25 protein-coding genes and 1 pseudogene are annotated in these 26505 nt (G+C 60.3%); 7 read left to right on the forward strand and 19 right to left on the reverse strand.

Annotated elements, in window-relative coordinates; all coding sequences use genetic code 11:
• Nucleotides 1-148: 148 nt before the first annotated feature.
• The 3 genes from BM234_RS05080 to BM234_RS05090 all read right to left on the reverse strand — a co-directional run bounded on the left by BM234_RS05080 (nt 149) and on the right by BM234_RS05090 (nt 4204).
• Nucleotides 149-1246 carry an alpha-hydroxy acid oxidase gene (locus tag BM234_RS05080; protein ID WP_092061196.1) on the reverse strand — a complete coding sequence of 366 codons (1098 nt, stop codon included), beginning with the start codon at nt 1244-1246 and terminating at the stop codon, nt 149-151.
• Complete coding sequence (locus BM234_RS05085) at nt 1246-1929, reverse strand: Fe2+-dependent dioxygenase (RefSeq protein ID WP_092061198.1); 684 nt, start codon at nt 1927-1929, stop codon at nt 1246-1248. The genes BM234_RS05080 and BM234_RS05085 overlap by 1 nt, the downstream gene beginning before the upstream one ends.
• Nucleotides 1930-1993: 64 nt before the next feature.
• Entirely contained in the window at nt 1994-4204 is a 2211-nt protein-coding gene (locus BM234_RS05090) for a TonB-dependent receptor (RefSeq protein WP_092061200.1), read from the reverse strand.
• A gap of 541 nt (nt 4205-4745) precedes the next feature.
• Here BM234_RS05090 and BM234_RS05095 point away from each other — a divergent pair.
• The 5 genes from BM234_RS05095 to BM234_RS05115 all read left to right on the forward strand — a co-directional run bounded on the left by BM234_RS05095 (nt 4746) and on the right by BM234_RS05115 (nt 9567).
• Nucleotides 4746-5783 (forward strand): TRAP transporter substrate-binding protein, encoded by a 1038-nt coding sequence (locus BM234_RS05095; protein ID WP_092061202.1) that lies wholly within the window; start codon nt 4746-4748, stop codon nt 5781-5783.
• A 1-nt stretch (nt 5784) separates the two neighbouring features.
• Nucleotides 5785-6294 (forward strand): TRAP transporter small permease, encoded by a 510-nt coding sequence (locus tag BM234_RS05100; protein ID WP_092061204.1) that lies wholly within the window; start codon nt 5785-5787, stop codon nt 6292-6294.
• Nucleotides 6291-7646 carry a TRAP transporter large permease gene (locus BM234_RS05105; RefSeq protein ID WP_092061206.1) on the forward strand — a complete coding sequence of 452 codons (1356 nt, stop codon included), beginning with the start codon at nt 6291-6293 and terminating at the stop codon, nt 7644-7646. The genes BM234_RS05100 and BM234_RS05105 overlap by 4 nt, the downstream gene beginning before the upstream one ends.
• Nucleotides 7647-7937: 291 nt before the next feature.
• The gene (locus BM234_RS05110; RefSeq protein WP_092061208.1) at nt 7938-8342 is read left to right on the forward strand and encodes a CopG family transcriptional regulator; all 405 of its coding nucleotides are present in this window, start codon (nt 7938-7940) and stop codon (nt 8340-8342) included.
• A 19-nt stretch (nt 8343-8361) separates the two neighbouring features.
• Nucleotides 8362-9567, forward strand: a complete 1206-nt coding sequence (locus BM234_RS05115; protein ID WP_092061210.1) for a C45 family autoproteolytic acyltransferase/hydrolase — start codon at nt 8362-8364, stop codon at nt 9565-9567.
• A gap of 91 nt (nt 9568-9658) precedes the next feature.
• Here BM234_RS05115 and BM234_RS05120 read toward each other — a convergent pair whose 3' ends face one another.
• The 15 genes from BM234_RS05120 to BM234_RS05190 form a co-directional block, all read right to left on the reverse strand.
• The gene (locus BM234_RS05120; protein ID WP_092061212.1) at nt 9659-11143 is read right to left on the reverse strand and encodes an inorganic phosphate transporter; all 1485 of its coding nucleotides are present in this window, start codon (nt 11141-11143) and stop codon (nt 9659-9661) included.
• Between the two features lie 371 nt (nt 11144-11514).
• Nucleotides 11515-12690, reverse strand: coding sequence for a class I SAM-dependent methyltransferase (locus tag BM234_RS05125; RefSeq protein WP_245752491.1), 1176 nt, complete (start codon nt 12688-12690; stop codon nt 11515-11517).
• 443 nt (nt 12691-13133) lie between these two features.
• On the reverse strand, nt 13134-14858 hold the full coding sequence (gene ggt / locus BM234_RS05130; RefSeq protein WP_092061216.1) for a gamma-glutamyltransferase: 1725 nt from the start codon (nt 14856-14858) through the stop codon (nt 13134-13136).
• A gap of 591 nt (nt 14859-15449) precedes the next feature.
• A complete protein-coding gene (locus tag BM234_RS05135) occupies nt 15450-15956 on the reverse strand; it encodes a MarR family winged helix-turn-helix transcriptional regulator (RefSeq protein WP_245752492.1) in 507 nt (168 codons plus the stop codon).
• Nucleotides 15957-15961: 5 nt separating this feature from the next.
• Nucleotides 15962-17140 carry an NAD(P)/FAD-dependent oxidoreductase gene (locus tag BM234_RS05140; RefSeq protein WP_092061220.1) on the reverse strand — a complete coding sequence of 393 codons (1179 nt, stop codon included), beginning with the start codon at nt 17138-17140 and terminating at the stop codon, nt 15962-15964.
• Nucleotides 17140-17463, reverse strand: coding sequence for a 2Fe-2S iron-sulfur cluster-binding protein (locus tag BM234_RS05145; protein ID WP_092061222.1), 324 nt, complete (start codon nt 17461-17463; stop codon nt 17140-17142). The genes BM234_RS05140 and BM234_RS05145 overlap by 1 nt, the downstream gene beginning before the upstream one ends.
• A gap of 11 nt (nt 17464-17474) precedes the next feature.
• Complete coding sequence (locus tag BM234_RS05150) at nt 17475-18698, reverse strand: cytochrome P450 (RefSeq protein WP_092061224.1); 1224 nt, start codon at nt 18696-18698, stop codon at nt 17475-17477.
• 11 nt (nt 18699-18709) lie between these two features.
• Nucleotides 18710-19417: an ABC transporter ATP-binding protein gene (locus tag BM234_RS05155; protein ID WP_092061226.1), complete on the reverse strand. Its 708-nt coding sequence runs from the start codon at nt 19415-19417 to the stop codon at nt 18710-18712.
• A complete protein-coding gene (locus BM234_RS05160; RefSeq protein ID WP_092061228.1) occupies nt 19410-20156 on the reverse strand; it encodes an ABC transporter ATP-binding protein in 747 nt (248 codons plus the stop codon). The genes BM234_RS05155 and BM234_RS05160 overlap by 8 nt, the downstream gene beginning before the upstream one ends.
• Nucleotides 20143-21096 (reverse strand): branched-chain amino acid ABC transporter permease, encoded by a 954-nt coding sequence (locus tag BM234_RS05165; RefSeq protein ID WP_092061230.1) that lies wholly within the window; start codon nt 21094-21096, stop codon nt 20143-20145. The genes BM234_RS05160 and BM234_RS05165 overlap by 14 nt, the downstream gene beginning before the upstream one ends.
• Nucleotides 21093-21959, reverse strand: a complete 867-nt coding sequence (locus tag BM234_RS05170; RefSeq protein WP_092061396.1) for a branched-chain amino acid ABC transporter permease — start codon at nt 21957-21959, stop codon at nt 21093-21095. The genes BM234_RS05165 and BM234_RS05170 overlap by 4 nt, the downstream gene beginning before the upstream one ends.
• Nucleotides 21960-22028: 69 nt before the next feature.
• A complete protein-coding gene (locus BM234_RS05175) occupies nt 22029-23195 on the reverse strand; it encodes an ABC transporter substrate-binding protein (RefSeq protein ID WP_092061398.1) in 1167 nt (388 codons plus the stop codon).
• Between the two features lie 347 nt (nt 23196-23542).
• The gene (locus BM234_RS05180) at nt 23543-24178 is read right to left on the reverse strand and encodes a LysE family translocator (protein WP_245752507.1); all 636 of its coding nucleotides are present in this window, start codon (nt 24176-24178) and stop codon (nt 23543-23545) included.
• Entirely contained in the window at nt 24178-24681 is a 504-nt protein-coding gene (locus tag BM234_RS05185) for an anthrone oxygenase family protein (RefSeq protein ID WP_092061234.1), read from the reverse strand. Before BM234_RS05185 ends, BM234_RS05180 begins: the two co-directional genes overlap by 1 nt.
• Entirely contained in the window at nt 24681-25103 is a 423-nt protein-coding gene (locus BM234_RS05190) for a hypothetical protein (protein WP_092061236.1), read from the reverse strand. The genes BM234_RS05185 and BM234_RS05190 overlap by 1 nt, the downstream gene beginning before the upstream one ends.
• 86 nt (nt 25104-25189) lie before the next feature.
• Here BM234_RS05190 and BM234_RS05195 point away from each other — a divergent pair, with 86 nt between their 5' ends.
• Entirely contained in the window at nt 25190-25786 is a 597-nt protein-coding gene (locus BM234_RS05195) for a TetR/AcrR family transcriptional regulator (RefSeq protein WP_092061238.1), read from the forward strand.
• A gap of 331 nt (nt 25787-26117) precedes the next feature.
• Here BM234_RS05195 and BM234_RS05200 read toward each other — a convergent pair whose 3' ends face one another.
• Nucleotides 26118-26333, reverse strand: coding sequence for a transposase (locus tag BM234_RS05200; protein ID WP_281247932.1), 216 nt, complete (start codon nt 26331-26333; stop codon nt 26118-26120).
• A 76-nt stretch (nt 26334-26409) separates the two neighbouring features.
• Here BM234_RS05200 and BM234_RS17225 point away from each other — a divergent pair.
• Nucleotides 26410-26505: pseudogene (locus BM234_RS17225) on the forward strand (IS5/IS1182 family transposase); the annotation flags it as partial.

Here is a 26505-nt window from a genome sequence, read left to right on the forward strand (position 1 = left end):
TTCGCAGCTCAGCGCGATGACGCCGTTTCCGCACACCACATTCTCCCGGACGTGACCCGCAAGACGTGAAAGCCGAAAGGGGCCCGCTTACGACGGCACTTTCAGTTCACATCGTAACCATCTGTACTCAATTATAAAACTAAATTCCTTACGCACCTCTGGCCCTGTTCAGAGCAGCCGGTGTGATACCTTGCAAAGAGGCGCACCCCGTGAGGGCCATGGCCACCTCAAGCTCAGCCCGCAGGATCATGAGCGCATGCGCGACCCCGGCCGCTCCTCCGACGGCGAGCGCCGCCATGAGCGGCAGACCGACCAGAACAGCCTCCGCCCCAAGCGCACGGGCCATGAGAACATCGGTGCCGCGCCGGATCCCTCCGTCAAGCAGGACGGGAATCTTGCCGTTGAGCGCGTCGACCACACCGGGCAGCACATCGAGCGTCGCCGGAAGCATGTCGAGCGCGCGCCCACCATGGTTGGATACGATGATCCCGTCCGCACCATGTTCCAGTGCCTGTATCGCGTCGCGCGGCGAGAGGATTCCCTTGAGGAGCAGCGGCAGGTCGGTCTGCGCGCGGAGCCACGCAATATCGGGCCAAAGCGGTGCGACACGCATAAACCCGTCAAAGACTTGGCTGCCGCCTTGGGGCACGGACATGGCGGCCGGTTTGCATCCATCGAGATTGACGGCGCGAACGTCGGGCGGCAGGGAAAACCCCGCTCGCGCCTCCATGTTGCGCATCCCGTTCACCGGTGCGTCGACGGTCACGACCAGCGCACGATATCCCGCCGCTTCGGCGCGTCGCACGAGGCGCAAGCTGTCTTCGCGGTCGGGTTGGAGATAAAGCTGGAACCACAGGGGGCCCTGCGCACCTTTGGCAAGCTCATCCATGTGCGTTGACGCCTGACACGAAATCACGGAGAGCCCCCCCGCCGCCGCGACGCCAAGCGCCATGCCCTGCTCTCCCGTAGGATGTGCAAGCCGTTGGAACGCCATGGGTGCGGCGAGGATCGGATGCTGGAGATCAGCCCCAAAGAGATGCAACCGGGTATGCCCGCCCCTGAGGTCGGCCAATACCCGACTTTCGAGCCGGTATTGCCGAAACGCAGCCCGGTTATCCGCTTGCGTGACGCCATCCGCTCCAGCGCCGCTCAGATAGGCCCAATGACCTGCGGGCACCTGCTCGGCCGCAGTCTCGATGTAGTCCTGAAGGCTGACGATCTGGGGCGGAATCTGAGGTTTCGTCATCAGACTTCTGACCACTGGCGGATGAGATTGTGGTAGTGCGCGGTGATCCCCGTAACTCCGGGGTCATCGTCCGGCAACTGCGCCCGAATGCGCATGATCGACTGATCCAGATCGTAGAGCATATTACGCCGCCAAGAATCCCGGACCATCGACTGCGCCCAGAAGAAGGAGGCCCAGCGCGACCCCCGCGTGACCGGAGTCACCGAATGCAGAGAGGTGGCGGGATAGATCACAGCATGGCCTGCGGGCAACTTCACGCTGTGCTGACCGTAGGTATCATGGACGATAAGCTCACCCCCGTCATAGTCTTCCGGCGGGGTGATGAAGACGGTGGTGGAAACATCGGTCCGAATACGTTGTGCCGTTTGCGGGATTACCCGGATTGACCCGTCGACATGGGCGCCAAAGGTCATCCCTTCGTCATACCGGTTGAACATCGGCGGCAACACGTTGAGCGGCAACGCCGCCGAAGAATAGGTTGGGCTGCGGGACAGCGCCTGAAGCACGATATTTCCCAGATCGCGGGCCTCGGGGCTATCTGCCGGCACCTGAAGGTTGCGCTTGACGAGGGCCGCCTGATCCCCCGCCGTGTTGCGGCCATCGATCCAATCGGTGCCCTCCAGGACACTGCGGATATGAGCGAGTTCATCGGCGCTCAACAGATCGGGAATGGTTACGAGCATGGTGTCTCCCTTCTGATGGCCCCAGGGCGGTGATACCGCCCCGGGGGAATTTTGCCTGAGCGCTTCAGAACCGCTTGTTCAGCGTCAGAGAAACGGTCCGAGGTGAGCCGACATTGACGAAATCATTCGTCCGGCCAGACTGATAGATCGTCTCGTCGAACAGGTTGGTCACGTTCATCTGCACTTCGAGATCGTTTTCAAAGGCATAGCGCGCCATCGCGTCCACCTGCCAGTGCGCGGGCAGGACTGTCGTTCCTTCGCGGTTCACGTTCCGCTCGGACGTGTAGGTTGCCCCACCACCGACGGTCAGCGCCTCGGTCACATCATAGCTCGTCCAGATCGAAAGGCTGTGCGGCGCAACGTTGGTGACTTCGGTATCGTCGTCATACTCCGTCGTTCCGTTGCCATTGAACCCGGCTTCCTCAATCTTCGCGTCGGTATAGGTGTAGCCGCCCGACACAGACCAGCGATCATTGATCTGGCCCGCGATGCCCAGTTCGATACCCTTGCTGACGGTACGACCGGCAAGTTCAGTTTCCCCCAGCGCGTTGTTGATCCGCGCATTGTCCTTTTCGGTGCGGAAGATCGCGGCGCTGACAAGAAGGCTGTCGTTCACGAGCATCTTGCCTCCCAACTCATAGCTGTAGGACCGTTCGGGATCGAGCGCGGCACTCTCTTCGTCTAGGCCGCCTTGGATCGCCGCACCCTCAGCCGATGGATTGGTCGAGGTAGAGACCGCAGCATAGATCGAGCTGTTCGCCGTTGGGTGATATACCAAACCGATATTGCCGTTCAGGAACTGATCCTCCAGCGTGCCGGAGGAAGCGCCTCCCCGTCCGACAGTATCGGATTTCACCCTGTAGTCATCCCAGCGCAGACCGAGGCTCAGCTCCCATTCGGGAGAGAAGGTGATCGTATCCACGGCATAGAGGGCCCGCGTGATGGTGGTGGCCTTGCCGTTGAAGTCCTCAACGGTGCTGGTGCCGTCCCAATCCGCGCTATAGTTGGGATTGCTGTAGGACGTCGTGGGATCGGTCCCGTTCTCGGAAACACTCCCTGTGCGGGTGATCTCGCGGGAGATGTCGACACCGAAGGCGAATTGGTGCTCCACGCCAAAAGCGGTCCCGCTGCCAGTGATCTGGGAATTGATCGCTTGGGTCTTGGTCAGCTTATTGCCGTTGCGGGCATCCTGCAGCACTCCATCGGGCTTGCCGTCGAGTTTGGTGGCGAGATAGACATTCTCATCCTCCGTAACGCGAACCGTCGTTGACCAATTCAATCCGTTGCCAAGCTGATGGTCCAGCGCGACGAAGGCTGACTTGGAGGTCAGATCCCGGAAATCCCGATCCTGCAGGCCGTACCAGTTTTCATTGGAGACATCCGCAGGCTCGTAGGGGTCCCACGTGGTGCCCGAGCCCACGGTATAGTCCGGATCACTCTCGCTCGTGGACATCGGGATGCCATAGTCAGGCAGGTCGTGGGATTCATAGTAGTAGAGGCCAGCCGTCAAAGACGTCGTGCCGTTCAACTGATACCGAAGGCTTGGGGCAACACCATAGCGCTCCGATGTCACGCCCTCGCGGCCGTTCAGGTCATCGGCGGACTGCGCCATGAGGTTGAGACGCGTGGAGAAGGCTCCGAAATCGCGATTGGTGTCGAGTGTCCCGCGGAGGAATTTTCCGGTCCCATAGGTGAGGGATGTATCGGTGAAGTTGTCCTCTACCGGCTTCTTGGTCTCAAGATTGACAGAACCGCCCGTGGTGCCGCGTCCGCCGGTGGTGCCAGACGGCCCTTTGGCGATCTCAACCGACTCGAGGTTGAAGGCTTCATAGGTGGTGCGGGAGGCGTTGCGAATACCATCGACGCTGACGTCAAATGCGGCTGAGAAGCCGCGGATCACGGGCTGCGTGCCCAGCGGAATGCCGCCTTCGGCCGCGCCCAGTGTCACGCCGGGTGTGGTGCGCAGAACCTCTTCGAGCGAGGTCTGCCCCCGATCGCGGATTTCGGCGGCGGTAATAACGGTAACGCTTTTGGGCGTATCGACGAGCGGGGCGGTGGATTTTGCACTGCTGCTCTCGGTGGCCAGATAGCCTTGCGTTTCCTGCTCCGGCGCTTTGACGACGATCTCGCCGAGATCATAGGCCGATTGCTGTTGCTGCGCGGCGGCAGGTACGGCCATGGCAGAGATTGCAAGCGTGGGCAAAAGCCCGAGCGTGGTTGCAACGGAAGATGCCGGGAACGCGTTTGCGCGCCCCCCTTTTGCGGATTGGGTCATTGGTCCCTCGGTGTGTCAATGAGCACCGACCTGTCTTGCGTAGGCTGGAGGGGAGAGTACTCGGAGTTATGATTGGGGTCCGGCGGTGCGGAGCCTTGCCCAGTCGGGCCGGCGCGACAATACCGCGAGGCTACGCGGGCGAAAGAGGACACCGTCGCCAATTCCGACTAAATTGATCGACTAATGCATTTTGGTCACACTTCCCGCCCATCCGAGCCGGGCAAGGACCAGTGACGGAAAATGTTCCCGTCAAATTTGCAATAAGCCACCTCAAAAGTACATTTCATGCGGAGATTTCTCACCTATTCTATCCCTCCATCGCGACTCTGCTCTGCGTAGCAGCGGTCGCGATATGCACGGGGAGGCGCGAGGACGGGGATCTGTAATATTCTGATCAGCGAGTTCGGCGCCATCGAGCGGGCCAAAACCCTGCGCCCGGGCCGCGATGAGGGACACCAAAGCTGACCCCACTTGCGCCCAAGCGCGACAGAAACGAGGACCACACCGCCAAAATACGGGTGGTTCGTATTGGGAGGACACTATGATCAAGGGTAAAAAGATTCTGGCGCTTGCCGCCGGGCTGAGCTTTGCCGCCAGCGGGGCATGGGCGCAGGAGCATGTTTTCAAGCTGCACCATTTCCTCGGCGCCAAAGCTCCGGCACAGACCGACATGCTTGAGCCGTGGGCCCGGCAGGTCGAAGAGAATTCCGGCGGTAAGGTCAAGATCGAGATCTTTCCCTCCATGACGCTGGGGGGCCGCCCGCCAGAGCTCATCAATCAGGTGCGCGACGGTGTCGTCGATCTGATCTGGACGGTGAATGGCTACACCCCCGGCCTTTTCCCGCGCACCGAAGTGGTCGAACTGCCATTCGTCTATCTCAACGATCCCCGCGCGGCGAACCTGGCTCTGTTCGACATGTACGAGGAGCATCTGGCGGATGACTACAAGGGTGTGGAGCCGATGTTCCTTCACGTCCACGCAGGTCAGGCCATTCAGACCGTCGACAAGGAAGTGCGCAGCCCCGCCGATATGGACGGCCTGAAACTGCGGATTCCGACACGGACCGGCGCTTGGGTGATCGAAGCGCTTGGCGCCTCACCGATCTCCATGCCCGTGCCCGACCTTCCGCAGGCGCTTTCCAAAAAGGTCGTGGATGGGGCATTCATTCCGTGGGAAATCATCCCCGCCCTGAAGATTCAGGACCAGACGGACTATCAGATCGAAGGGGTCAACAAGACCCGCTTCGGCACCACCACCTTTCAGGTTTCCATGAACAAGGCACGCTGGGACAGTTTGCCCGAAGACATTCAAGCAGCCTTCCGCGATGCCTCCGGGCGTGACTGGGTGGCCGAGGTCGGACAGATCTGGCGCGACATCGACGAGCGCGGGATCAAGGTGGCCACCGATGCCGGCAACAACCACGTAACGCTCACCGAAGAGGAAACCGACGCATTCCGCCAAGCGCTTGAGCCCGTTATCGAAAGATGGATCGACGACGTCTCCGCCAAGGGGATCGACGGTGCCGCAATGGTCGAGACTGCGCGTGAACTGATCAAGTCGAATTCGGAAGGCATGTGATTTGACCTCAACGACTGAAACGTCGGGCCGCAGCGGACTTTCCGCTGCGGTCGCTTTAGCTACCACGGCATGGGCATTGCTCGGTGGCGTGCTCTTGCTGGTGGTTGTCGGCATCAACGTGCTGTCGGTTGTGGGCGCGGTGTTCGGCGCCCCCTTCCCCGGGGATTTCGAACTGACGGAGATCGGGATCGCTGTCGCCGTCTTTGCCTTCCTGCCCTACTGCCAGATCACGGACGCCAATGTGACTGCGGACATCTTCACCTCGCGGGCCCCTGCCCCCGTTCTGGCTGCCCTGCGCGCTCTGGCATCGCTGGTGGCCTTCGGCTTTGCCTGCATTCTGGTCTGGCGGATGTATCTCGGGATGGTCGATCAGAAGACCTATGATTACACCACCGCGATCCTGCAGGTTCCGATCTGGTGGGGGTTTGTTCCAATCCTGATCTCCCTTGCCCTGCTGGTCGTCGCATCGGCCGTGACATTCATTGAATCCCTCAGCGAGGTCCGCGCATGAGCGATCCCATCACTCTGGGTATCATCGCGCTGGTGGTGCTGGTCGTTCTCATCGCGATCCGGTTGCCGATTGCCTATGCCATGATCCTCGTGGGCGGCACGGGCATTGCGCTGCTCAACGGGCCGCAGCTTTTGCTGAGCCAACTCAAGACCCTCGCATATGGGCAATTCTCGATCTACGATCTGTCGGTCGTGCCCATGTTCGTCCTGATGGGGGAACTGGCGACCTTTGCCGGTCTGTCCCATGCATTGTTCCGTGGCGCGAACGCGTGGCTGGGATGGATGCGCGGTGGAACGGCAATGGCGGCGATCGCTGGTTGCGCGGGCTTCGGCGCGGTGTGCGGCTCATCGCTCGCGACGGCATCAACCATGGGCAAGGTCGCCCTGCCCGAGTTGCGCCGCTATAACTACTCCGGCGCGCTCGCGACCGGATCGCTTGCCGCAGGCGGTGTGCTTGGCATCCTGATCCCGCCCTCTGTTGTGCTCATCGTCTATGCTGTCATCGTCGAAGCCAACATTGTGACGATGTTCGCCGCGGCGTTCCTCCCCGGCATCCTCGCCGTGTTCCTCTTCATGCTGACCATCGCGATCTATGTGATGATCTGGCCAGAATCTGGCCCGCCTGGCGGCGCGGCATCCCGGCGCGACTTTCTGAGCGCGACCTTTGGCTTGTTGCCCGTCCTCATCATTTTCGGCCTCGTGCTTGGTGGGATCTATGCGGGTTTCTTCAATCCCACCCCAGCCGCGGCAATCGGTGTCTTTCTCGTTTGGCTATACGGCCTGCTGCGCGGAAAACTCGGCCTGTCGGCCATGTCATCAGCGCTCATGAACACTGCGAAAACCAGCGGTATGATCTACCTCATTCTGCTGGGTGCCGAACTCATGAAGATCTTCATGTCGCGGATCGGGTTGCCGCAACAGGCCGCAGCATGGATCGCGGATTCTGGCCTTGCCCCGATGGCGATCATGGTGATGTTGCTCGTCGCACTGATCCTGCTGGGATGTCTGATGGACAGTCTCTCGATGATCCTGCTGGTGATCCCGTTTTTCTGGCCCATGCTGCTGGAGATAAACGGCGGCATCTATCAAGGCGCCGAGGGGTCGGGCTTCGGGATGAGCACCGAAGACCTCAAGATCTGGTTCGGGATACTCGCCTTGGTGGTGGTGGAGTTGGGCCTCATTACCCCCCCCGTGGGGATGAATGTCTTTATCATCTCCGCCCTCGCCAAGGACACGCCGATGATAGAAACGTTCAAAGGCGTCGTTCCGTTCTTTCTCGCGGAACTCGTTCGTGTGTCCCTGCTCCTCCTCTTCCCGGCGCTGACACTCTGGCTTCCTCAACTTCTGAGGTGAAGACCTGACCTTGAGGCTGGCGCACGGCCGCCAGCCTCCATTCCCACGCCAAACGGCCAAAACCGGTCAGAAGGTGCCGCGCATCTGGGCAGTTGACCCGTGAACGCCGCCCAGTGTCGGCATATTTCACTTAACTCCCCACCGAAACTATTGCTGTGGCGCGGCGTTTTCCGTTCACTCGGGACTTCCTCGCGCCAATAGAGACAAACGGGGTTCTACGGATCGTCCCCTTGCCTTTATGGGTGGACCATCCTAATTACATCCACATGGATGGTATAGGGAGTATTTATCATGGCGCCGCGTGACAAACCGCCTGAGAGTGAGAAGATCACACTCAACCTTGGCTACGTGGACCTGGGTCGCATCGACCTGTTGGTGCAGGAAGGCTTCTACTCCAACCGGAGCGATTTCATTCGCACCGCGATCCGCAATCAGCTCGACACCCATGGAGAGACCGTGCGTGCCTCGCTGGCCCGGCAAACGCTTGAACTTGGATTGCGCGACTATACCCGCGAAGAGCTTCAGCGGTGCCAAGCCGCCGGCGAGATCCTTCATATCAAGGTCGTTGGCCTTGCTCGTATCGCGCCGGATGTTTCCGCCGATCTTGCACGGGCGACCATCGGCTCCCTGACCGTCCTTGGCTCGCTTCAAGCGAGCCCCGAAGTCCGCAAGGCGCTCGCTGACCGCCTCCACTAGTTCCCCCGAAAGGTTATCCATGTCCACGTTTTCCCTAGAGTTCGATGCGATCGCCGAAGCCCGTCCCGGCCCCAAGTGGGCGGCGCGCTGGCAGAGATCCTGGCCCGCCTACGAAGCTTGGTTCGTCGCCCGCGGCGGCGATGCCGGCCCCGATGCCGCGACATGCCGCGCGGCGCTCCATCGCTATATGCCCGAGCTTCTGCCCGTCTATGACGCCTTGGTTGATCTTGCCGGGGGCTCCGACCGTGCGCGCCGGTTCCTGTCTACGTGGTGCCCGCCCACTTATCTTGGGGGATGTTCGCTCGCCGCAAAGTCAAAAGACGGCGAAGTTCGTCTTGTTCGCAACTATGACCTTTCGCCTGATCTCAACGAAGGTTTGCTGCTCCGCACAGAGTGGACGGGGCGGCCTGTCATGGGAATGGTGGAGTTTCTCTGGGGTCTCTCGGACGGGGTGAACGAGGCGGGCCTCGCCATCGCTCTGGCCTATGGCGGGCGAACGGAGACTGGGCCCGGCTTCGGCATCGCGACGATCCTGCGCTATGTGCTGGAGACCTGCGATACCGTGCCCCAAGCGCTCGAAGCATTGTCCCGCGTGCCGTCGCACATGGCCTATAATCTGGTTGTCGCAGACCGCGCGGGCCGCACCGCCAGCGTGGAGATGACACCCGGCGGCGGCATGCGCCAACGCAAACGCGCAATTGCGACCAACCACCAATCCGGCAAATCAAAGGCGGATCGTCCCGCCTTTACCCGCAGCCATGAGCGCCGCGATCACCTCAAAGCGCTGGACGTGTTCCCAAGCGATCTATCGGAGGCCTTCCTCAAGGCGCCTTTGATCCAAGACCGCTATGGCGAGGGGTTCGGCACGCTATTTACCGCCGAATACGATCCGGTACGCGGGGCAATGTCTTTGATCTGGCGCGACGGTCGGTGGGATCAGACGTTCGAAAACTTCAAGGAACAGTCGAAATTGGTGTCCTACGGCAATACCCCGGGCCAAACTGTGGGCGCCGCACAGGTCGATTGGGATTGGACTCAGGCGGCCTCCATCGACTGGGTGGCCATCGGGATGGACTTTGCCGCTGGCAAGGGCCGCCCATTTTCGGAGTACTTCAGCGCCGGGGATGCGGCGCCGCGCTCGGCGAATGACCATTCGGACAATGACGACGCTTGCCACCATGCGGTGAAGACGCCGGATTGTACGAGGGCCAAGCGCGCCGCCTGATGCGCTCAGCGCGGGAGTGATAAAATCGGCGGGTGCCAGTTCGCGAAACGGAACTGGCACCCGCAATCCGCTCAATCCTACGCGGCGAGGTTCAGTTGATCGCGGCGTTGATCAGGAAAAAGATCACCGCTGACAAGATCGCTGCTGCCGGAACGGTGATGAGCCACGCGGCGATGATCGTCAGGAAGTGAGAGCGACGGACCAGCTTTCGTCTCAGGCGTTCCTCCGGCGCATAGGTCGGGCGGTTCGGCATTTGCAATCGCGCCTTGCGGATACGGCGCTCCGCATCCCATTCCCGGAAAAACCCCACGCCGAAAACACCGCCGACCGCGATATGGGTCGAACTGACCGGCAGACCAAGCCAACTGGCCACAATCACGGTGATCGCTGCGGAAAGCGCGACGCAATAGGCCCGCATTGGGTTGAGCTTGGTGATTTGCCCGCCGACCATCCGGATCAGCTTGGGGCCGAACAGGAACAACCCGAAGGAAATACCAAACGCGCCGATCACCATGACCCAGAAGGGGATCGCAACGGAATGTGTGAAATCACCTGACTGCGATGCCTGTACAATCGCGGCAAGCGGCCCGACTGCGTTCGCCACATCATTCGCACCGTGGGCAAAGCTGAGCAGCGCAGCGGAGACGACCAGAGGGACGCCGAACAATATCTTGAGAGACTTGTTGCGGTTCTCCAAGCCCTCGGACTGCTTTCGGATCATCGGGATCATGACCACCCAGACGAGCAGGCCGACCGCGACCCCGATCATGAGCGCAGACGAAAGATCGATCTTGATGATCTTCTTCAGCCCCTTGAGCGCGAGGTAGGTCGAAAATGTCCCTGCCATGATACCAACGAGGACGGGCACCCATCTGCGTGCTGCGGCGATCTTGTTTTCACGATAGATGATCCGCGATTTGATCAACCAGAGGAACAGGGCGGCGACAACGCCCCCGAGCAGCGGCGAGATGACCCAACTTGCGGCGATGGCCCCCATGGTGGCCCAACTGACCGCGCCAAATCCTGCCGCCGCGATCCCCGCGCCCATGACGCCGCCAACGACCGAATGGGTGGTAGAGACTGGTGCCCCGATCCAAGTCGCGAGATTGACCCAGAGCGCTGCGGACAACAGCGCCGACATCATGGCCCATATAAAGACGGTGGCGGTGCCCATGCTTTCCGGCGCGATGATGCCCTTGGCAATGGTGGAGACGACATCCCCGCCCGCGATCAAGGCCCCTGCACTCTCGAACACCACGGCGATTGCTATCGCCCCGCCCATCGACAGCGCATTCGCGCCCACCGCAGGGCCCATGTTGTTGGCCACATCATTGGCGCCGATATTCAGCGCCATGTAGGCCCCGAGACACGCAGCAACCACGACAATCGCCGGATTGGTCTCCTGTCCGAAGAACAACATTGCCGCGATGCCGGCCAAGAGGACAAAGACAAAGGAAATGCCCAACCCGACCATCGGCCGCGACACATAGCTCGTCGCCATCTCGAGGTTGGAAAAGCGCGCCAAATCCCGGTCGAGCGTCTCGAGGTGGCGCGGATCACCTTGTTCTTCAGTCACTGGCAAAGTCCCCCATTTGGAAGGGATCACTAGCGCTGTCTGGGCATACAGATCAACCGTTCAATGTCGTGGCCTATACGATGGAGATATCGCGGCGCGTGGCGTGCCCCGGCCGGAGGTACGATACTATCTCCTCCGGGGGATTCACCGCGATGTTTACCCGTGCCCCGCCCGATGACTCCTACCTAGGTGGAAATTGCCCCTCCGAAAGTATCTTCGCGGGCTACGTCACCCCCGCGCGAAGGTTTCGACAGGCTACCGCCGTGTCGGCCTTGCAAGAACCGAACAGCCTCCACCAACAGATGGCCGGGCCTATGGACTTGTTGAGCAACGCCCCTGCAAGACCTTTCGGGACAAGGGGTTGCGCCCCCCTACGATGTCGCCAGTTTCAGGACTCTCGCAGGTGACGCAGCCATCTCATGCTTACCGGTCGCGGTCGTCGATGCCCCGTCCGATTGCGATGTGGCCTCCGGCGCGACAATGCCATCGACGGTCAGGCTCAGCGCTGCGGTGTCATGCTGCGCCGTGATCGAAATCATATCTCTGGCGGCCACAGCTTCAGGGTGCTTGAGCAGGAATGCGGTTCGACCCCAGTGGCCTTTCGCGGTGATGCCATTACCAACGGTGATCCTTGCAGTGAGACGCATCTCGAACGTTACCAAAACAGCGTGAACCATCCCGGCTTCGGAGCAGACGAGGTTCCCGGAGATACTGGCATCCTTCATGCTTGGATTGGTGAAATCGAAATCGAACAGTTTCGCACGAATTCCGAGGGGGCGCGGATTGCAAACGTCGAATTCACCGGGCGTCATCTGCGCAACAGTCGCGAAATGATGAAACCCCGACAGATCGAAGCCTTCGGCAGCCTGTGGGCGCCAAACTTCGTAGAGTGAATCGCTCTCGATTGGCTGTGCGAAAAGCATTCCACTCTCGGGAATACAACGGGCGCCCGGTTTCGCGAGGCTCTTCATCGCCAGCGTGAGCGTGGCAAGCGCGCCTTCGCCGAGAAGCACGGTATCCACAATCTCCGATAGAACAACATCTGCCTGCTCCGGCATATCAACGCCGATCTTGATATCGTGCGACCATTTGGGGATCACGGTGATCCTGTCGCTCAGGCCATTTCTTGCGATGACCTCTTTCGCTGCGGCGGCGATCAGGGGCTGTTGCTCGCAGGTATAGACATGCTTGGCGCCGGCGCGCGCGGCCAGCATCGCCGTCAAGCCAGCGCCGCAGCCGATATCGAGCACCACGTCACCGGGCTTCACCTTTTCCGCGATGGCCTTTGCATAGGCTTGGTTACGGCCTGTGTCCGCGAGCATTGGAAAGTGCCACCGCGGCACGGTCATCTGGTGGAGGCGCTCAAGCAATATTTGCGCGTCGTGATTGGATGGGTCTAACCGGAGAGCTTCCGAGAGCAGTCGCGATGTCTCAACGCCGCCATCCGCGAGGGGTTGGAGCTGGGCTTCGAGGACAAGCTCGTCCGCCTGCTGCTTTGTCGTTTCACCGGCCGCGTCGGCCGAAGCTGCATGGAGTGGATGTGTCAAAACGCCATATCTTCCTTCTGAAGACCTTGTTGGAGAGGTGAACCATGCACCGGTCATGGATAACGCTTCGTGAACATGCTTTTGGAGAAAGGGTGGGAACAACGTGTTCTGGTCAAACTGCAGATCAGGCCGCTGAACAGTGCTACTGCTCAAGTTTCATGGAGCAGCTCGCGTGCAGAGGTCTTTGGTCTCGCTATAAAGCGCGCGGCGACCCATGCGTTCTGGCTGTGAAGCAGCAGAGAGGCCCGTCACGTGTTTCTGTCTGGAAGCTGGATCGCCATTCCCCAAACCTGCTTCGGTTTGTGCATACTTGCGCGTCCTTCAAGCAGAGCTTCCCACCTATGGCGCAGGCAAAACTCGAGCATGTGGCAGGTTGGTCGCCCACATCTGGGGAGAGGCAAGATTGCCCCGGCGACGTCGCCGGGGCTGCTTTTCATCTAAGATCAGTGCCCAAGCGTCGCCGCGTCTACACGGCGCGGATCCGAGGCGCCAAAGATGTAGCCGCTTTCCTTGTCCACCAGAATTGACTGGGTTGAACCCATCACGGATTGCTCGCTGACGTTGTGACCCCGCTGTTCTAGCAATCCGATCGTATCGGGGCTGATGCCATCCTCGATCCGGATTTCGTCCGGCAACCACTGGTGGTGGATACGCGGCGCGAATGAAGCTTCGGCAACGTTCATCCCGTGGTCGATGACGTTCATGATGACCTGCAAAGTGGTGGTGATAATGCGCGACCCTCCGGGCGATCCGGTGACCAGAAACACCTCCCCGTCCTTCATCACGATCGTCGGCGACATCGACGAAAGAGGCCGTTTGCCGCCCTCGACAGCGTTGGCATCCCCCCCGATAAGGCCATAGGCATTGGGCACGCCGGGCTTGGCGGCGAAGTCGTCCATCTCATTGTTCATGAGAACACCGGTGCCATCCGCGACCATTCCAGACCCATAGGAAAAGTTGATCGTATAGGTGTTGGAGACCGCGTTGCCATCCTTGTCGACGATCGAGAAATGCGTGGTTTGGTCAGACTCGTATGGCGCAAGATCGCCCGGCTTGATGTCAACTGATGGGGTCGCCGCGTTCAGGCTGATCCCAGTACGAATATCGTCCGCGTAGTCTTTGGACGTGATCTGCATCAGAGGCACATCCACAAAATCGCTGTCGCCGAGATATTCCGAGCGGTCGGCATAGGCGCGTTTCATCGCCTCGGCCATGAGGTGAATGGTGTCGGCGGAATTGTGACCGAGGAAAGAGATTGGATAGTCCTCAAGGACATTGAGAATCTGGATGATATGCGCCCCGCCCGAGCTGGGAGGCGGCATCGAAACGATCTCATATCCGCGATAGGTGCCTCGAACCGGGTCGCGCAGAACTGGCGTATAGTTGGCCATGTCCTCAACGGTGATCCGGCCACCTGCGGCCTGTACTGCGTCGGCGATTTTGGTCGCGGTCTCGCCCTTGTAAAAGCCGTCAGTGCCCTCGTCAGCGATCTTCTGGAGTGTATCGGCAAGGTCTGCCTGCACCAGCGTTTCGCCGGGCTCAAGGAAACTGCCGTCTTCCTTAAAAAAGATGCTCTCGGAGGCCGGCCATTTCTTCAAGCGGGACTCTAGCCCCTTGAGACTGTCCGCAAGGCCGGGGGTCACCGCGATCCCGTCGCGGGCAAGGGCAATTGCTGGTTCGATCACTTCGGCGAGGGTCATGCTGCCATAGTTTTCGAGCGCCATCTGCATTCCGGCGACCGTTCCGGGCACACCAACGGCCAGACCTGTGAAACGCGAAAGTTCGCTGTCCGCGTTGCCCTCTGCGTCAAGAAACATGTCGCGTTCAGCAGAGGTTGGTGCCATTTCACGGTAGTCTATGGCCTTGGTTTCACCGCTTTGTGCATCATGGACCACCATGAACCCGCCGCCCCCGAGATTCCCGGCGCGTGGCAAGGTCACGGCCAAGGCAAAGGCCACGGCGACGCCCGCATCAACGGCATTGCCGCCCGCCTTGAGGATATCGAGGCCGATCTGGGCCGCGACCGCTTCTTGCGCTGATACCATGCCGTTCTCGGCATAGACCGGATGGACGCGGTCGCTCCCCGAGAAGATCGCCGCCTCTTGTGCGTGCAGCGCGGGTGCCGCTGTCATGGCACAGCATACTGCCCCTGAAATAATACGTCTCATGGAGTCCCTCCCAAGTTTCTTCTGAGTGCATTGAGGGTCGCAGTTTCGCGCCAAAGGTGCAATTGCGGCGTTGGTACACGACGAAAAACTGCGGCATTCGCTTCCGACGCAACGGGAGTCCACCGGCGACGGACCTCGGGTGCGGAGCGGTATCCGGTGATACCTGCCGCGCTGTCTGTTCAAAGGCGCGCTGCGTTTCCAACTGACCTGAGAGGCAACGATGCTCTTTGACGCGATTTTCAGATGGGAATGCGGCAGTGGGCAGAGGTGAGATGGCTCATCTCAAACCTCCACGCCCATCTAGGTTCGTACCGCCTCTCATGCTCCCGTAGACGCGCCGTTGTTTGTTCGGCGATTTAGCCCCCTGCCAAGGCGAGAACTTCGCCAGTCATTCCACTGGAGGCCTTCTGTCGAACTCAGGCGATGATTTGATGCGCATTCTACTCGGCAGTCAGAGCAATCTCATCGTGGCCGAGGGTACAAATCCCGATGTGGAGGCACTGCTTCTCTCACGATGTTGGCGTGTGGGCACGGCGCGCTTCCCGTCCACAAAGTCAGAAAGCGCTACAGAAATTTGAGAGTTTCCCGGTGCTACTTGGGATCAATGTTCGACAGCATTTGCCTCATGACCCTCAAGAAGGTGTCCAACTCCGATGGGGAGATCCCGTCGACAAGATCCCTCTCACACGCCAATGCCACCCCAAGTACCGCTTCATGGGATGTCTGGCCCGCTTCAGAAAGCCGCCAAAGACGTTTTCTCGGGTCGTTAGAGGGCTGCTCAAAGTGCAGCAGGCCCTTCTCCAGCATTTGCTTGAGCGAGCGGCTGACAGCGGCCTTGTCGAGGCGGATGACATCGCAAATCCGGCTGGCCGTGATACCCGGTTCGATATTGAGCATCGCCATGACCCGCCAATCCACGAGCCCGAGACCAAAGTCGCGGCGATAGATCGCCGAAGTTTTGCGCCCCCAGGCACTGCTGACCGCGTTCAGTAGGAATGGCGCGTAGTGATCAATATCGAGGATAAGTGTGCCATCCCGATCAAGCGTCGGGTTGGCGATACGTTCAGCAGGGTCTTTGATCTCGTCGGGTCGTGTCACGGCCATCACCTCAGCATGGAAGCGATTTCATATTCATGCGCAGCAAGAAAGTCACGGGTTGGGCGTTGGTGTTTGGCAAAGAGCTTGCGCGCCTGCATATGAATGCGGGGAGCATTTACCGTTTCAACAGCCGACAGATTATCTCCGTCAAACCGGAAAACGGCCCCGTCCGGATGGACGATCGCCTCATCCTCTGGCGTGGCAAATCCCGCGATTTGCAACTTGCTGTCTGCCTGATCCGACCAAAACCACGGCACGGCTGCATAGCTGGCCTCGTCGCCCTTGACCAGTCTGCGTGCAATCAGGCGGGCATGATCGGTCGCGGCCTGCACGCTCTCCAGCCGAACGAGGCGACCGGTGGTAGGGTCCGGAAATGCAGCGCAATCACCAAGTGCCGATATGGCCGGGTCCGAGGTCAGCAATCGCGCATCGGTCAGAACGCCATTCTCGGTTGCAAGTCCGGCCCGTTCTGCCACCTCGCTGTTCGGCCGAACGCCTGCGGCGAGCACAACAAGATCCGCCGTTACGGGGACGTCGCCCGCCACGATCCCGGTTTCGGTCACACAGGAGACGGGCGCGCCAAGCAGCACGGTTGTGCCCATTCCCCGATGCAATTTGAGAAATCGGTCGGACATCTCAGGAGAGACGACCCGCGCCATCAGACGCGAAGCAGCCTCGGCCACAGTCACCTCAAGACCAAACGCCCGTGCCACTGCGGCAAACTCCAGCCCGATGAAGCCCCCGCCGATCACTGCAACGCTTTGTGCCTTGGACACCGCCTCGCGCAAGGCTTCGGCATCGTCGAGCGTCCGCAGGTCCAATGCGCGGTCGAGTCCCGGAATATCGGGGCGCAGGTTACTGGTTCCAGTGGCGAGGATCAGGTGATCGTAGGGTACGGACCCCACAGAATGCTCGACAGTCTGCGCAGCTGGATCGATCCGGGTCACGGTGACCGAGAGCAGCAACTCGATGTTCTGATCTTCGAAAAAGTTCCGGGGCCGCAGGCGCAGGCTATTGGCGTCACCGGTTTTGAGATAGGCTTTGGAAAGCGGCGGGCGCTGATAGGGCAAATGCGGTTCGCTTCCGATCAGCGTGATCGCGCCCGTGTGCCCTTCTTGGCGCAGGCTTACAGCGGCCTGAAGGCCACCCTGACCAGCCCCGACAATGACAATCCGCTGCGGCATCAAGCCTGTTCCTCTGGGATATGAACACGTAACCCGTCGAGCGCTTCGGTCAGCTTGATTTGGCACGAGAGGCGCGACGTGTCCTTCATCTCGGACATGGCGCAATCAAGCATGTCTTCTTCGCCGTCCATGCGTGCGCCGGTCTGGTCCGCCCATTCGCCCTCAACATAAACATGACAGGTGGCGCAAGCCATCGACCCGCCGCATTCGGCGATGATGCCGTCGATGTTGTTGTTGAGCGCGGTCTGCATGACGCTATCGCCGGGCTGGGCGGTAACAGTCGTCTCACTGCCGTCCGGCTGGATGTAGGTCACGTTGATCATGTTGGATCTCCTCAGTTCGGGATCAGTTTCAGGGGCAACCGGTCGAGCGCGTGGATGGCGTTGTTGGGCCGCCAGACGGCTTCGCCCGCCGGTTCGATCCGAGCGACCTTGCGCGCCATGACCGACAGCACCGCCTCAAGTTCTCCACGGGCGATGTTTTGACCGACACAGCCATGAATGCCCGCCCCAAAGGCCATATGGCCCACCGGCTTGCGGTCAACGCGGAAGGCCTCGGGATCATGCCATTTCGCTGGGTCCATATTGGCCGCTCCCAACGCGCACATGATCTTCGCTCCCTCGGGAACCGGATAGCCCGCGATCTCGGCGTCGAGGTTCGCCGTGCGCAGGAAGGTGTGGACCGGCGATGTATACCGCAGGACCTCCTCGAAACACGGGCGGATGAGCAAGGTATTCGCCTTCAACACCTCCCATTGATCGGGGTTTTGCGACAGGCACCACAGGGCATTGCCAATGCCGGTCACGGTTGTATCCACCCCTGCGGACAGGAAGGATCGCACCAGCATGGCGGCTTCTTCATGTGAAATCTCACCCGCATCAGCAGCGCTATAGACAAGCGCGCCAAGGCCATCGTCAGTCAGGCGATCGCGGGCGCAGGCGGCGGTGATCCATCCGCCCACTTCGGGTGCCCGTTCCATGGCGCGGCGGCGCAAGTCGTTATCAGGCCCGACAGCATTGAAAACGATGGCCCCGTAGTCGACGAGGTGTCGCGCATTCACGTCCTTCATCCCAACGGCCGCGGGAAACACAGTGGTCGGAAAGGCCTCGGCAAGATCGACAACCCCCTCGATCTCGGACTTTTCCAGCAACCGGTCGACCAGAACCTCCGCTGCGGCTGTGAAATCGTTCATCAGCGTTCGCACGATCTTTGGCGACAGCGCCTTCGACATCACCTTGCGGGTCTTGGTATGATCCGGCGGGTCCACTTCGAGGATGATCGATGGCGGACGCCACGGTTTTTCCAACTTGAAATCATTCAGGCCAATGCCGCGCGACGAAACAAAGTTTTCGTGATCCGAAAACGTCTTGCGCGTCTCGTCATAACGTCCCACGGCCAGAACACTGTATCGCGGGATATAGACCAACGGCCCGGCGTCGCGCAGCGCCGCGTGATACGGCGCGGGATCGAGCAGGATTTCATCGGAATAGGGATCGATGTCGAGCACCGGAATAGATGGGTCGGGTGTCAGCGGGCGGTGGCCTTCGATCAGGGTCATAAGGTGTCCTTTCAGGCGCTGAGCGCCACGCCGATATGGCGGTTGAGCAAATCCGGGCGCGCCAGCAACTCGGTGGCTGGCCCTTCATGGACAATGGCGCCATTGGCCATCAGCACCGCGCGATCAGCAAATTTCAGGGCTGCGGTCGCGTGCTGTTCGACCAGAACAACCGATCGGCGACCGTCGTTGCAGAGGTCCTCGAACACCTGCATGAGCTGTTCGCAGATCACCGGCGCCAGCCCTTCGAGAGGTTCGTCGAGCAAGATGACGTCAGGTTCGGTCATGAGGGTGCGTGCAATGGCAAGCATCTGTTGCTCCCCACCCGAAAGCTGCCCGCCGCCGTTCTTGCGGCGCTCCTTGAGACGCGGAAACAGCGCATAGGCCTCGTCGAGCGTGGCACTACCGCGCTTGGCCGACAGCAGGTTTTCCTCGACGGTCAGTGATTTGAAGATGTCACGGGTTTGCGGGACAAGACCGAGCCCGAGGCTGGATCGCTTGTGCGGCGAGAGACCGTGAATGGGGGCACCATTGAGGGTAACAGTCCCTTCGTGCAACTTCGCCAGCCCCATGATCGTGGCCAGAAGCGTGGTCTTGCCCGCGCCGTTTCGTCCGATCACCGCCAGCCGTTCGCCGGGGCGTAGATTCAGGTTCACCCGGTCCAGAACATGGGTCGGCCCGTAGCCCGAGGTTACATTCGTCAAAGTCAGGCCGTCAGTCATGGCCGCCTCCTAGGTAAAGCTCGCGCACCTGCGCATCTGCGGCGATGTCCTCCGGCGTGCCTTCGGTCAGGATACGACCCTGCACCAGCACAACGATCTGGCGCGCCACACGGAACACCAGATCCATGTCATGCTCGATGATCAGCACGGCCAGATCCTCGGGCAGCCGCTCAATGGCATCGACGATGAGGTGGGTTTCCGACGACGGCACCCCGGCCGCAGGTTCATCGAGGATCAGAACACGTGGTTTCAGCGCAAGGGTCAGCGCCAGTTCCACAAGCCGCTGCTGGCCATAGGCCAGATCAGCAACCTTGCGGTCCGCCAATCCGCCGAGCGCGAATTGGCCAAGCAGGTCGTCAACTTCGGCCTCGATCGCTGTGTGACCATTCGCGCGGCCTATAAAGCCAAAGCCGCGGCGTTCGCGCTCCAGGATCGGCAGACGAAGGTTTTCCCGCACGGTAAGGTCGCGGAACAGCGTGGTGATCTGAAACGTCTTGGCGATGCCCAACCGCACACGTTGCGCTTCGTTCAGTCTGCCGATGTCACTACCGTCGAACCGGATAGTGCCGGATGTCGGCGTCAGAATGCCGGTGACAAGGTTCGAAAACGTGCTTTTGCCCGCGCCGTTTGGACCGATCAGTGCCTTGCGGTCACCCGGCATCAGGTCGAAATCGATGTCCTCAGAGACGGTCAGCCCGCCGAAACGTTTGGACAGCCCCCTGACCTCAAGACCCTGCATGACGACCTCCTTTCAGCAGACGGGTGATGGCCGGGGGCGCCGAAATGACCCCCTTGGGCAAGAAGAAGACCACGGCAAGCACCAGCGCGCCGATGACGAAGAGCCAGTTGAACGGATCGTTGGCCGCCGCCCAGTGATGCACGAACATGAAGATGAGCGTCCCAAGAACCGCGCCATAAAGCCGCCCAGTGCCGCCGAGGATCAACATGATCAGCGCCTCTGCCGAGAGCGTGAAAGAGAAGCTTTCGAGGCTGACCAACTGCGTGATCTGGGCCGAGAGCGCGCCTGCGATACCGGCGATGCCGCCGCCGATCGTATAGGCGGTGATCCGGCGCCAGTAGACCGAGACACCGATGGCGGCCATGCGCTCTGGGCTTTCGTGGATGCCGCGCAATGACAGGCCCAGCGGCGCGCGGCTCAGCAGGGCCAAAACGACAAACACGACGGCGACGACGGCCAGCGCGTACCAGAAGCCGGTCTTGCCGATGAAATCAAAGGCGAAAAGACCCAGAACAGGTTCCATCCTGATGCCGCGCAACCCATCCGCACCGCCGGTCACGTCGCGCGCCTTGTTGGCGATCTCGAGGCAGATCGACGCGACCGCGATGGACAGCATGATAAGCGTCAGCCCCTGAGTGCGCATAAGGACAAGGCCGGAGACGAAAGCGAGCATTGCCCCCGCTCCGGCACCGACAAACAAACCGGCGACAGGATCTGCCCAGACGTGAATTGCGAACAATCCGGCGGCATAGGCCCCTGCCCCGTAAAGTGCCGCCTGGCCCAGCGTGGCAATGCCCGCATAGCCAAGCACCAGATCGAGCGACAAGACCAACACGACCATGATCAAGATGCGGGTCAAAAAGGCGAGGTTGAACGGCAGCGCAAAGTAAAGCACCACGGCGAGGATCAGAAGGAGAAGCGGGGGACCCCAGGATTTCATGCGTGTGCCTTCCCGAGCAGGCCTTGCGGGCGCAGGGCCAGCAGGATGATGACGAAAGTGAAAAATACGATCGTGGCGTAATCGGGCACGAGGTAGCGGGTGGCGGTCTCCAGCGTACCCAGCCCCAGAGCGGCCACGAATGATCCCGAGATGGACCCCATGCCGCCGACTGCGACGACGATTAGGAACAGCACCATGTATCGAACCGGGTAATAGGCATCGATCGGCAGGATCTCGGCCCCAAGGATGCCGCCGAGCGCGGCCAGGCCGGCACCAAGGCCAAAGGCCGCCATGAAGATCCAGTCGGTGTCGATGCCAAGGGCCGAGGCGGTGCCGCGGTTGTCCACGGCGGCGCGCAGGCGAATTCCAAAGAGTGTCCGGTCCAGCAGCAGCCACAGTCCGAGGATCGAGACCAGACCAGCCGCAATGACCACGAGGCGATGCACCGGCAGGGTTCGGAACCCGAGATCGACGCTTTGCTTCAGGCTATCGGGCAGCGGAATGCTGAGCAGAGACGAGCCTTGCCAGAGATTGACCGAGGCGATCATCAAGAAGGTCAGGCCGATGGTGGCCAATACCTGTTGCAAATCGCCGAAACCATAGATGCGACGGTAGATCAGTCGCTCAAGCGGCAGCGAAACAGCGATCGTGGCGACAATGGCCAGAAGCGCAGCGGGCCAGAAGGGCAAGCCAAGTTCCTGCCCGAACCAATGGGCAAAGGTGCCGCCCAACAGGGCAAAGCCCCCGTGTGCCAGGTTCACGACCCGCATCAGCCCCATCGTGACCGACAGGCCCACCGAGATCATGAAGAGGATCATCCCGTAGGCGATCCCGTCCACGGCTATATTCAGAAATAAGGTCATGAGGTCAGTCCGGTAAGGAGCAATCGCAAGGATCATGACGGGCCGGTGTCATCCCGGCCCGTCGCGGAATCATTGGGTCCAGCCCAAATCACCGACGGTGGCAATGATCCCCTGCTCACGGTTCACAAGCTCTCCGGTCTGCGCGTCGCGCTCCACTTCCCGGATATAGACATTCTGAACCAAGGTGCGCGCCTCTGGGTCCATCGAGACAGGGCCACGCGGGCTTTCCCATTCGAGGCCAAGCGCCGATTGCACCGCGGCCGGGCCATCGCTGCCTGCTGCTTCGACCATTTGATAGATCAGGTGCGTGCCATCATATGCGCCAACCGAGGCCCAGTTGGCCACGGCGTCGGGGAAAAGCTCATTGAGCTTTGATTTGAAGGCCGCGTTGGCCTCAGAGTCGTGGTCACCGGAATAGTGATAAGCCGTGGTCAAACCGATGGCGTCATCACCCAGCCCCTGCAAATTGACTTCCTCTGTTTCAGCCGTGCCGAGGAACTTGATCCCGGCATCCGCAAGCCCGTTCTCATTGTAGGTCTTGGTATAGGTAAAGGTCGGCGGGCCACCGGGCAGGAAGGTGAAGACAGCATCCGGTGCCGCATCGCGCACGCGCTGGATGAAGGGTGTGAAATCCGTGGTGGAAAGCGGCATTCGGATCGCGTCAACAACTTTGCCACCCTTCGCCTCAAAGGCTGCCTTGAACGCGTTTTCTGCGTCGATACCGGGGCCATAGTCGGTCACGGTCGTTGCCGCCGTTTGCATCCCCTGATCATAGGCCCACTCCGCCAGTGGCGCGGATACCTGCCAAAGCGTGTAGCTGGTGCGCAGGTAGAAATCGCTCTCTTTGTTGATCGACGAAGTGGCGGCGTTGAAGATCACTGTGGGTGTCTGGCTCTGTTCGATCAGCGGGGCCACGGCCAGTGCGTTGGGTGTGAAAGTGAACCCGGCCAGGTAGTCGACTTGATCCCGGATCAGAAGCTCTTGCGCCAGGCTGCGCGACTGGTCGGGGTTCGGGCCGCCCACGTCCTTGTAGATGAATTCAATCTCGTGCTCGCCCGCAGAGGAGCCATTCTGCGCCACATAGGTTTCGATGGCTTCCTGATATTGCTTGCCATAGATCGCAAACGGACCGGAAAAAGGCGCTATGACGCCAACTTTGATTGTGTCGCCGAACGCCGCGCCGGATACAGCTGTACTGATCGCGGCAAGAAGCGCCGCGGAGATGAAACGGTTCATGAAATCCTCCCAGAATGCAGTCATCCCCTCCCAAGGATGACGAGTTGATGAATCAACTAGGTGCACGATATCGAGTTGAATTGATAAGTCAACTCACAACTTCCGTTCCGCGAAATGCCTAAGACGATGAGACGCGAGGATGGAACGCCGGCGCTGTCCGCGTTTTGAAACCGGGCACCAACCTACCGCTCCGCCGAAGTCCTTGTGATACGGTGCAACCCGAGTTCGCGGCGAGATGGCGACTTCAGGCAGTACGAACGTCATCACTCCATGGGCCGCGGTATCTATGGCCTCGGCGCGTGACGGGTGGAGAATGTCATCGCGCACCCATCTAAACGCAGAGACGTCTATGCCCGGCGATGCACCGCCAGGATTCCGGCTAACCCCAGAAGAACCGTGCCACATATCCGATCAACCCACAGCGCGCCGCCATGACGCAAAGCCCGGATCGCCCTTGCCCCCAATGCGGCGTAGACGGCCATCACCAACAGATCAATGCCGATGAACACAGCAGCAAGCGCCAGATACTGTCCTGCAATCGGAGCGCTGGTATCGACGAATTGCGGCAAGAGTGCTGCGCAAAACAGATAGCCTTTTGGGTTGGTTACGGCGACGAAAAAGCTCTTGCCGAACACCGCCCGGCGCGATTTGACCACGCCATTGGCGGCGGTTGGCGACGGTGCCAACGCGCCGCAAGGACCCGACGAGTTGCGCAACATTCTCAGACCGAGCCAGGCAAGGTACAGGACCCCGATCCATTTAACGATGCCGAACAGAATCGATGAGGTCATCAACAAGGCCCCCAACCCGAACGCGGCGGCGCAGATCAAAACGAGATCAGACAGAACGGCCCCCGCCATCCCGAAACAGGCGTGCGCAAACCCGAAACGCGATCCGTTGGAGAGGGCCAACAGGACGGTCGGCCCCGGCGTTATGACCGCGGCGAAAACGACAACTGCGAATGTCAGCAAGGTGGCATCCATCACTTCGAACCTTCCTTCAGGTGGATAAGCGCGTATCCCGACATGAGAAGTGCAAGACCGGAGGCGAAAGTGCGGATGATGTTCCAGTTCTGCCAAGGGCCGGAATAGGCGTTCCAGATGCGAAGCGCTTCCTCACCGTCTACAGGGACTGGTGTTGCCGCCAGAGCTTCGTTCATTGGCACGTTCACAGTCATTGTCACGGCGAACGCCCCCGCCAAATAGACGCCAGCAGCCCCAATGAAGCCACGGGCGGATCTGTGGCGGCCCAGTCGCCATCCGACAAGCGCGGCAGAGATCAAAACGACGGGTGTCAGGAAGAATGCCGGAAAGAAAATGGCGTTCCGTACAGAGGCGTTCATGGCTTGCATCGCCTGTATGGCGACCACGGGATCAGCGGCATCCAGCCCCCACATCGTGGAACAGACCCAAGCATAGAAAAAGCCAAAGATCGCGCCGCAGAAGACGTTTGATACCAGTGCGAGGGCGGACAATGCATGGGGCATCAGGCTACCTTCCCCGCGCCGCTTTCGGTGGCAGGAAACCCATTGGCAGCGGCGGCAATCTGGCGACGCGCGGCGCGACCGATTTGCGTCAGAATGACTATTGCGGCCAACTGGCCGGTGACGACGGCGGGCCATATCAACCCGATCTGCGCGTCGAAGTATTTTTGCGGACCGAAAGACACCAGCGCCAAAAGCGCGGCAAACCCGCTGAGACCGCGCCCTGCCCTTCCCGTGTTTGGTCCCGTTACCATGGCCGCGATCGCGGTTGAAATTGCGGCGCCCAAGAATGGGGCCATGCCGAATAGCGGGATCGCGGCCGGGGGGTGCGGCGGAACACCGGCGTACAGCGCCGTCAGCATGATGAGTTGCAGAACGACCAAGGTCGCAAGAGCCGCAGTGATCGGACGGTCTGAAATCAGCATGATGCACCTCAAAGGCGTAATTTGTGTTACGGTTGCTTATATCCGTAATCTCCGTTACGAAAGCTGTCAACCGACAGGACAAAGCCATGCGTGACGAAAACAAGGTTCTGCGCCAGACACAGATCGAATGCGCCGCCTATGAACTTCTCGAACTGAAGGGCTATGCCGGAACGTCGATGCAAGGGATCGCGCGCAAGGCGCGTGCCTCAAACGAAACGCTCTACAACTGGTATGGGGACAAGCGAGGTTTGTTCACAGCGCTGGTGACGCGAAATGCCGCCGAGGTTCGGTCGCTACTGGAGACGGAACTCTCAGCGGGCGGAGATGCGATCACCACGCTTGGCCTACTGGCGCCCAAGCTGCTGGAGCTTTTGCTCGGCAATCGCGCAATTGCCCTCAACCGCGCGGCAGCCGCCGACCCTACCGGAGAGTTGGGGGCCGCAATCTCCCAAGCGGGGCGCGAAACGGTCTTGCCTCTTTTGGAGCAGGTGCTGGAGACTGCAAGGCGGGACGGACAACTGAAATTCGACCGTCCCACCGAAGCGGCGGGGCTCTTTCTCGATCTGCTGGTCGGGGACTTTCAAATTCGCCGGGTAATAGGCCGGTTACCTGCACCGGACAGAGAGTTTTGCGAAACCAGATCAGCCCTCGCAGTCGCGCGTTTCTGCCAGCTTCTCTCCTGATCGATGACCGCGGTACGAAAGCTGTCTCGCTAAAAGAAGCTCTCGACACGCCCCCAACCCAGCCAAACTGGTGCCGGCAATAAAAATCAACTTGGCACGAATCCGTATGTCGGATGTGGCATGGAGATCCTGATGCAGTCGCCGCTGCAATGCGCGGTGTAGGTATCACAAAACATCGGCTCCCCTTTCCGGGCGATGGCCTCTGCGTCCATGGGCATTCGCGGTTTGGCGTTCTGGTAACATCATTCGTCCAGCTCTCCTGTGTCCCTCACCGCTCCCGATGTGTATCTCTCGTTGAATTCGACTCTTCGGACCACCACGCTCGGCGAGCCTATTGTGCATCACGCTCGGATTTAGTTCCGAAGCAGCATATGAGCAGGGTCAGCCGGCCGACGCCGCCGCTATAGGGATGGCTCACGTTCAGCGTTCTCTGGCAGCGGGACAACATGCCGAAATCGAGCGCTGCATTATCCAGCCCGACGAACCGCCGCAGACTTTCGGCGAACCCGATCATTTGCCTCCGCGCCATTCCGAACGGGTCTTTCATAGTCAGAAAGGGCCTTGTTGCACAACTCTGACTATGGACGATTCACAACGTGAATCTATGCGGTTAGAGGGTCTTTATGAGCAAGCCACCTCCCGCCCGCTACCGCACGACGACCTGGTCCAGCTACAACGCGGCGCTGCGCAGGCGCGGCTCGATGTTGATCTGGGTGGAC

Source organism: Poseidonocella pacifica, from assembly GCF_900111875.1.
Classification (GTDB): Bacteria; Pseudomonadota; Alphaproteobacteria; order Rhodobacterales; family Rhodobacteraceae; genus Poseidonocella; species Poseidonocella pacifica.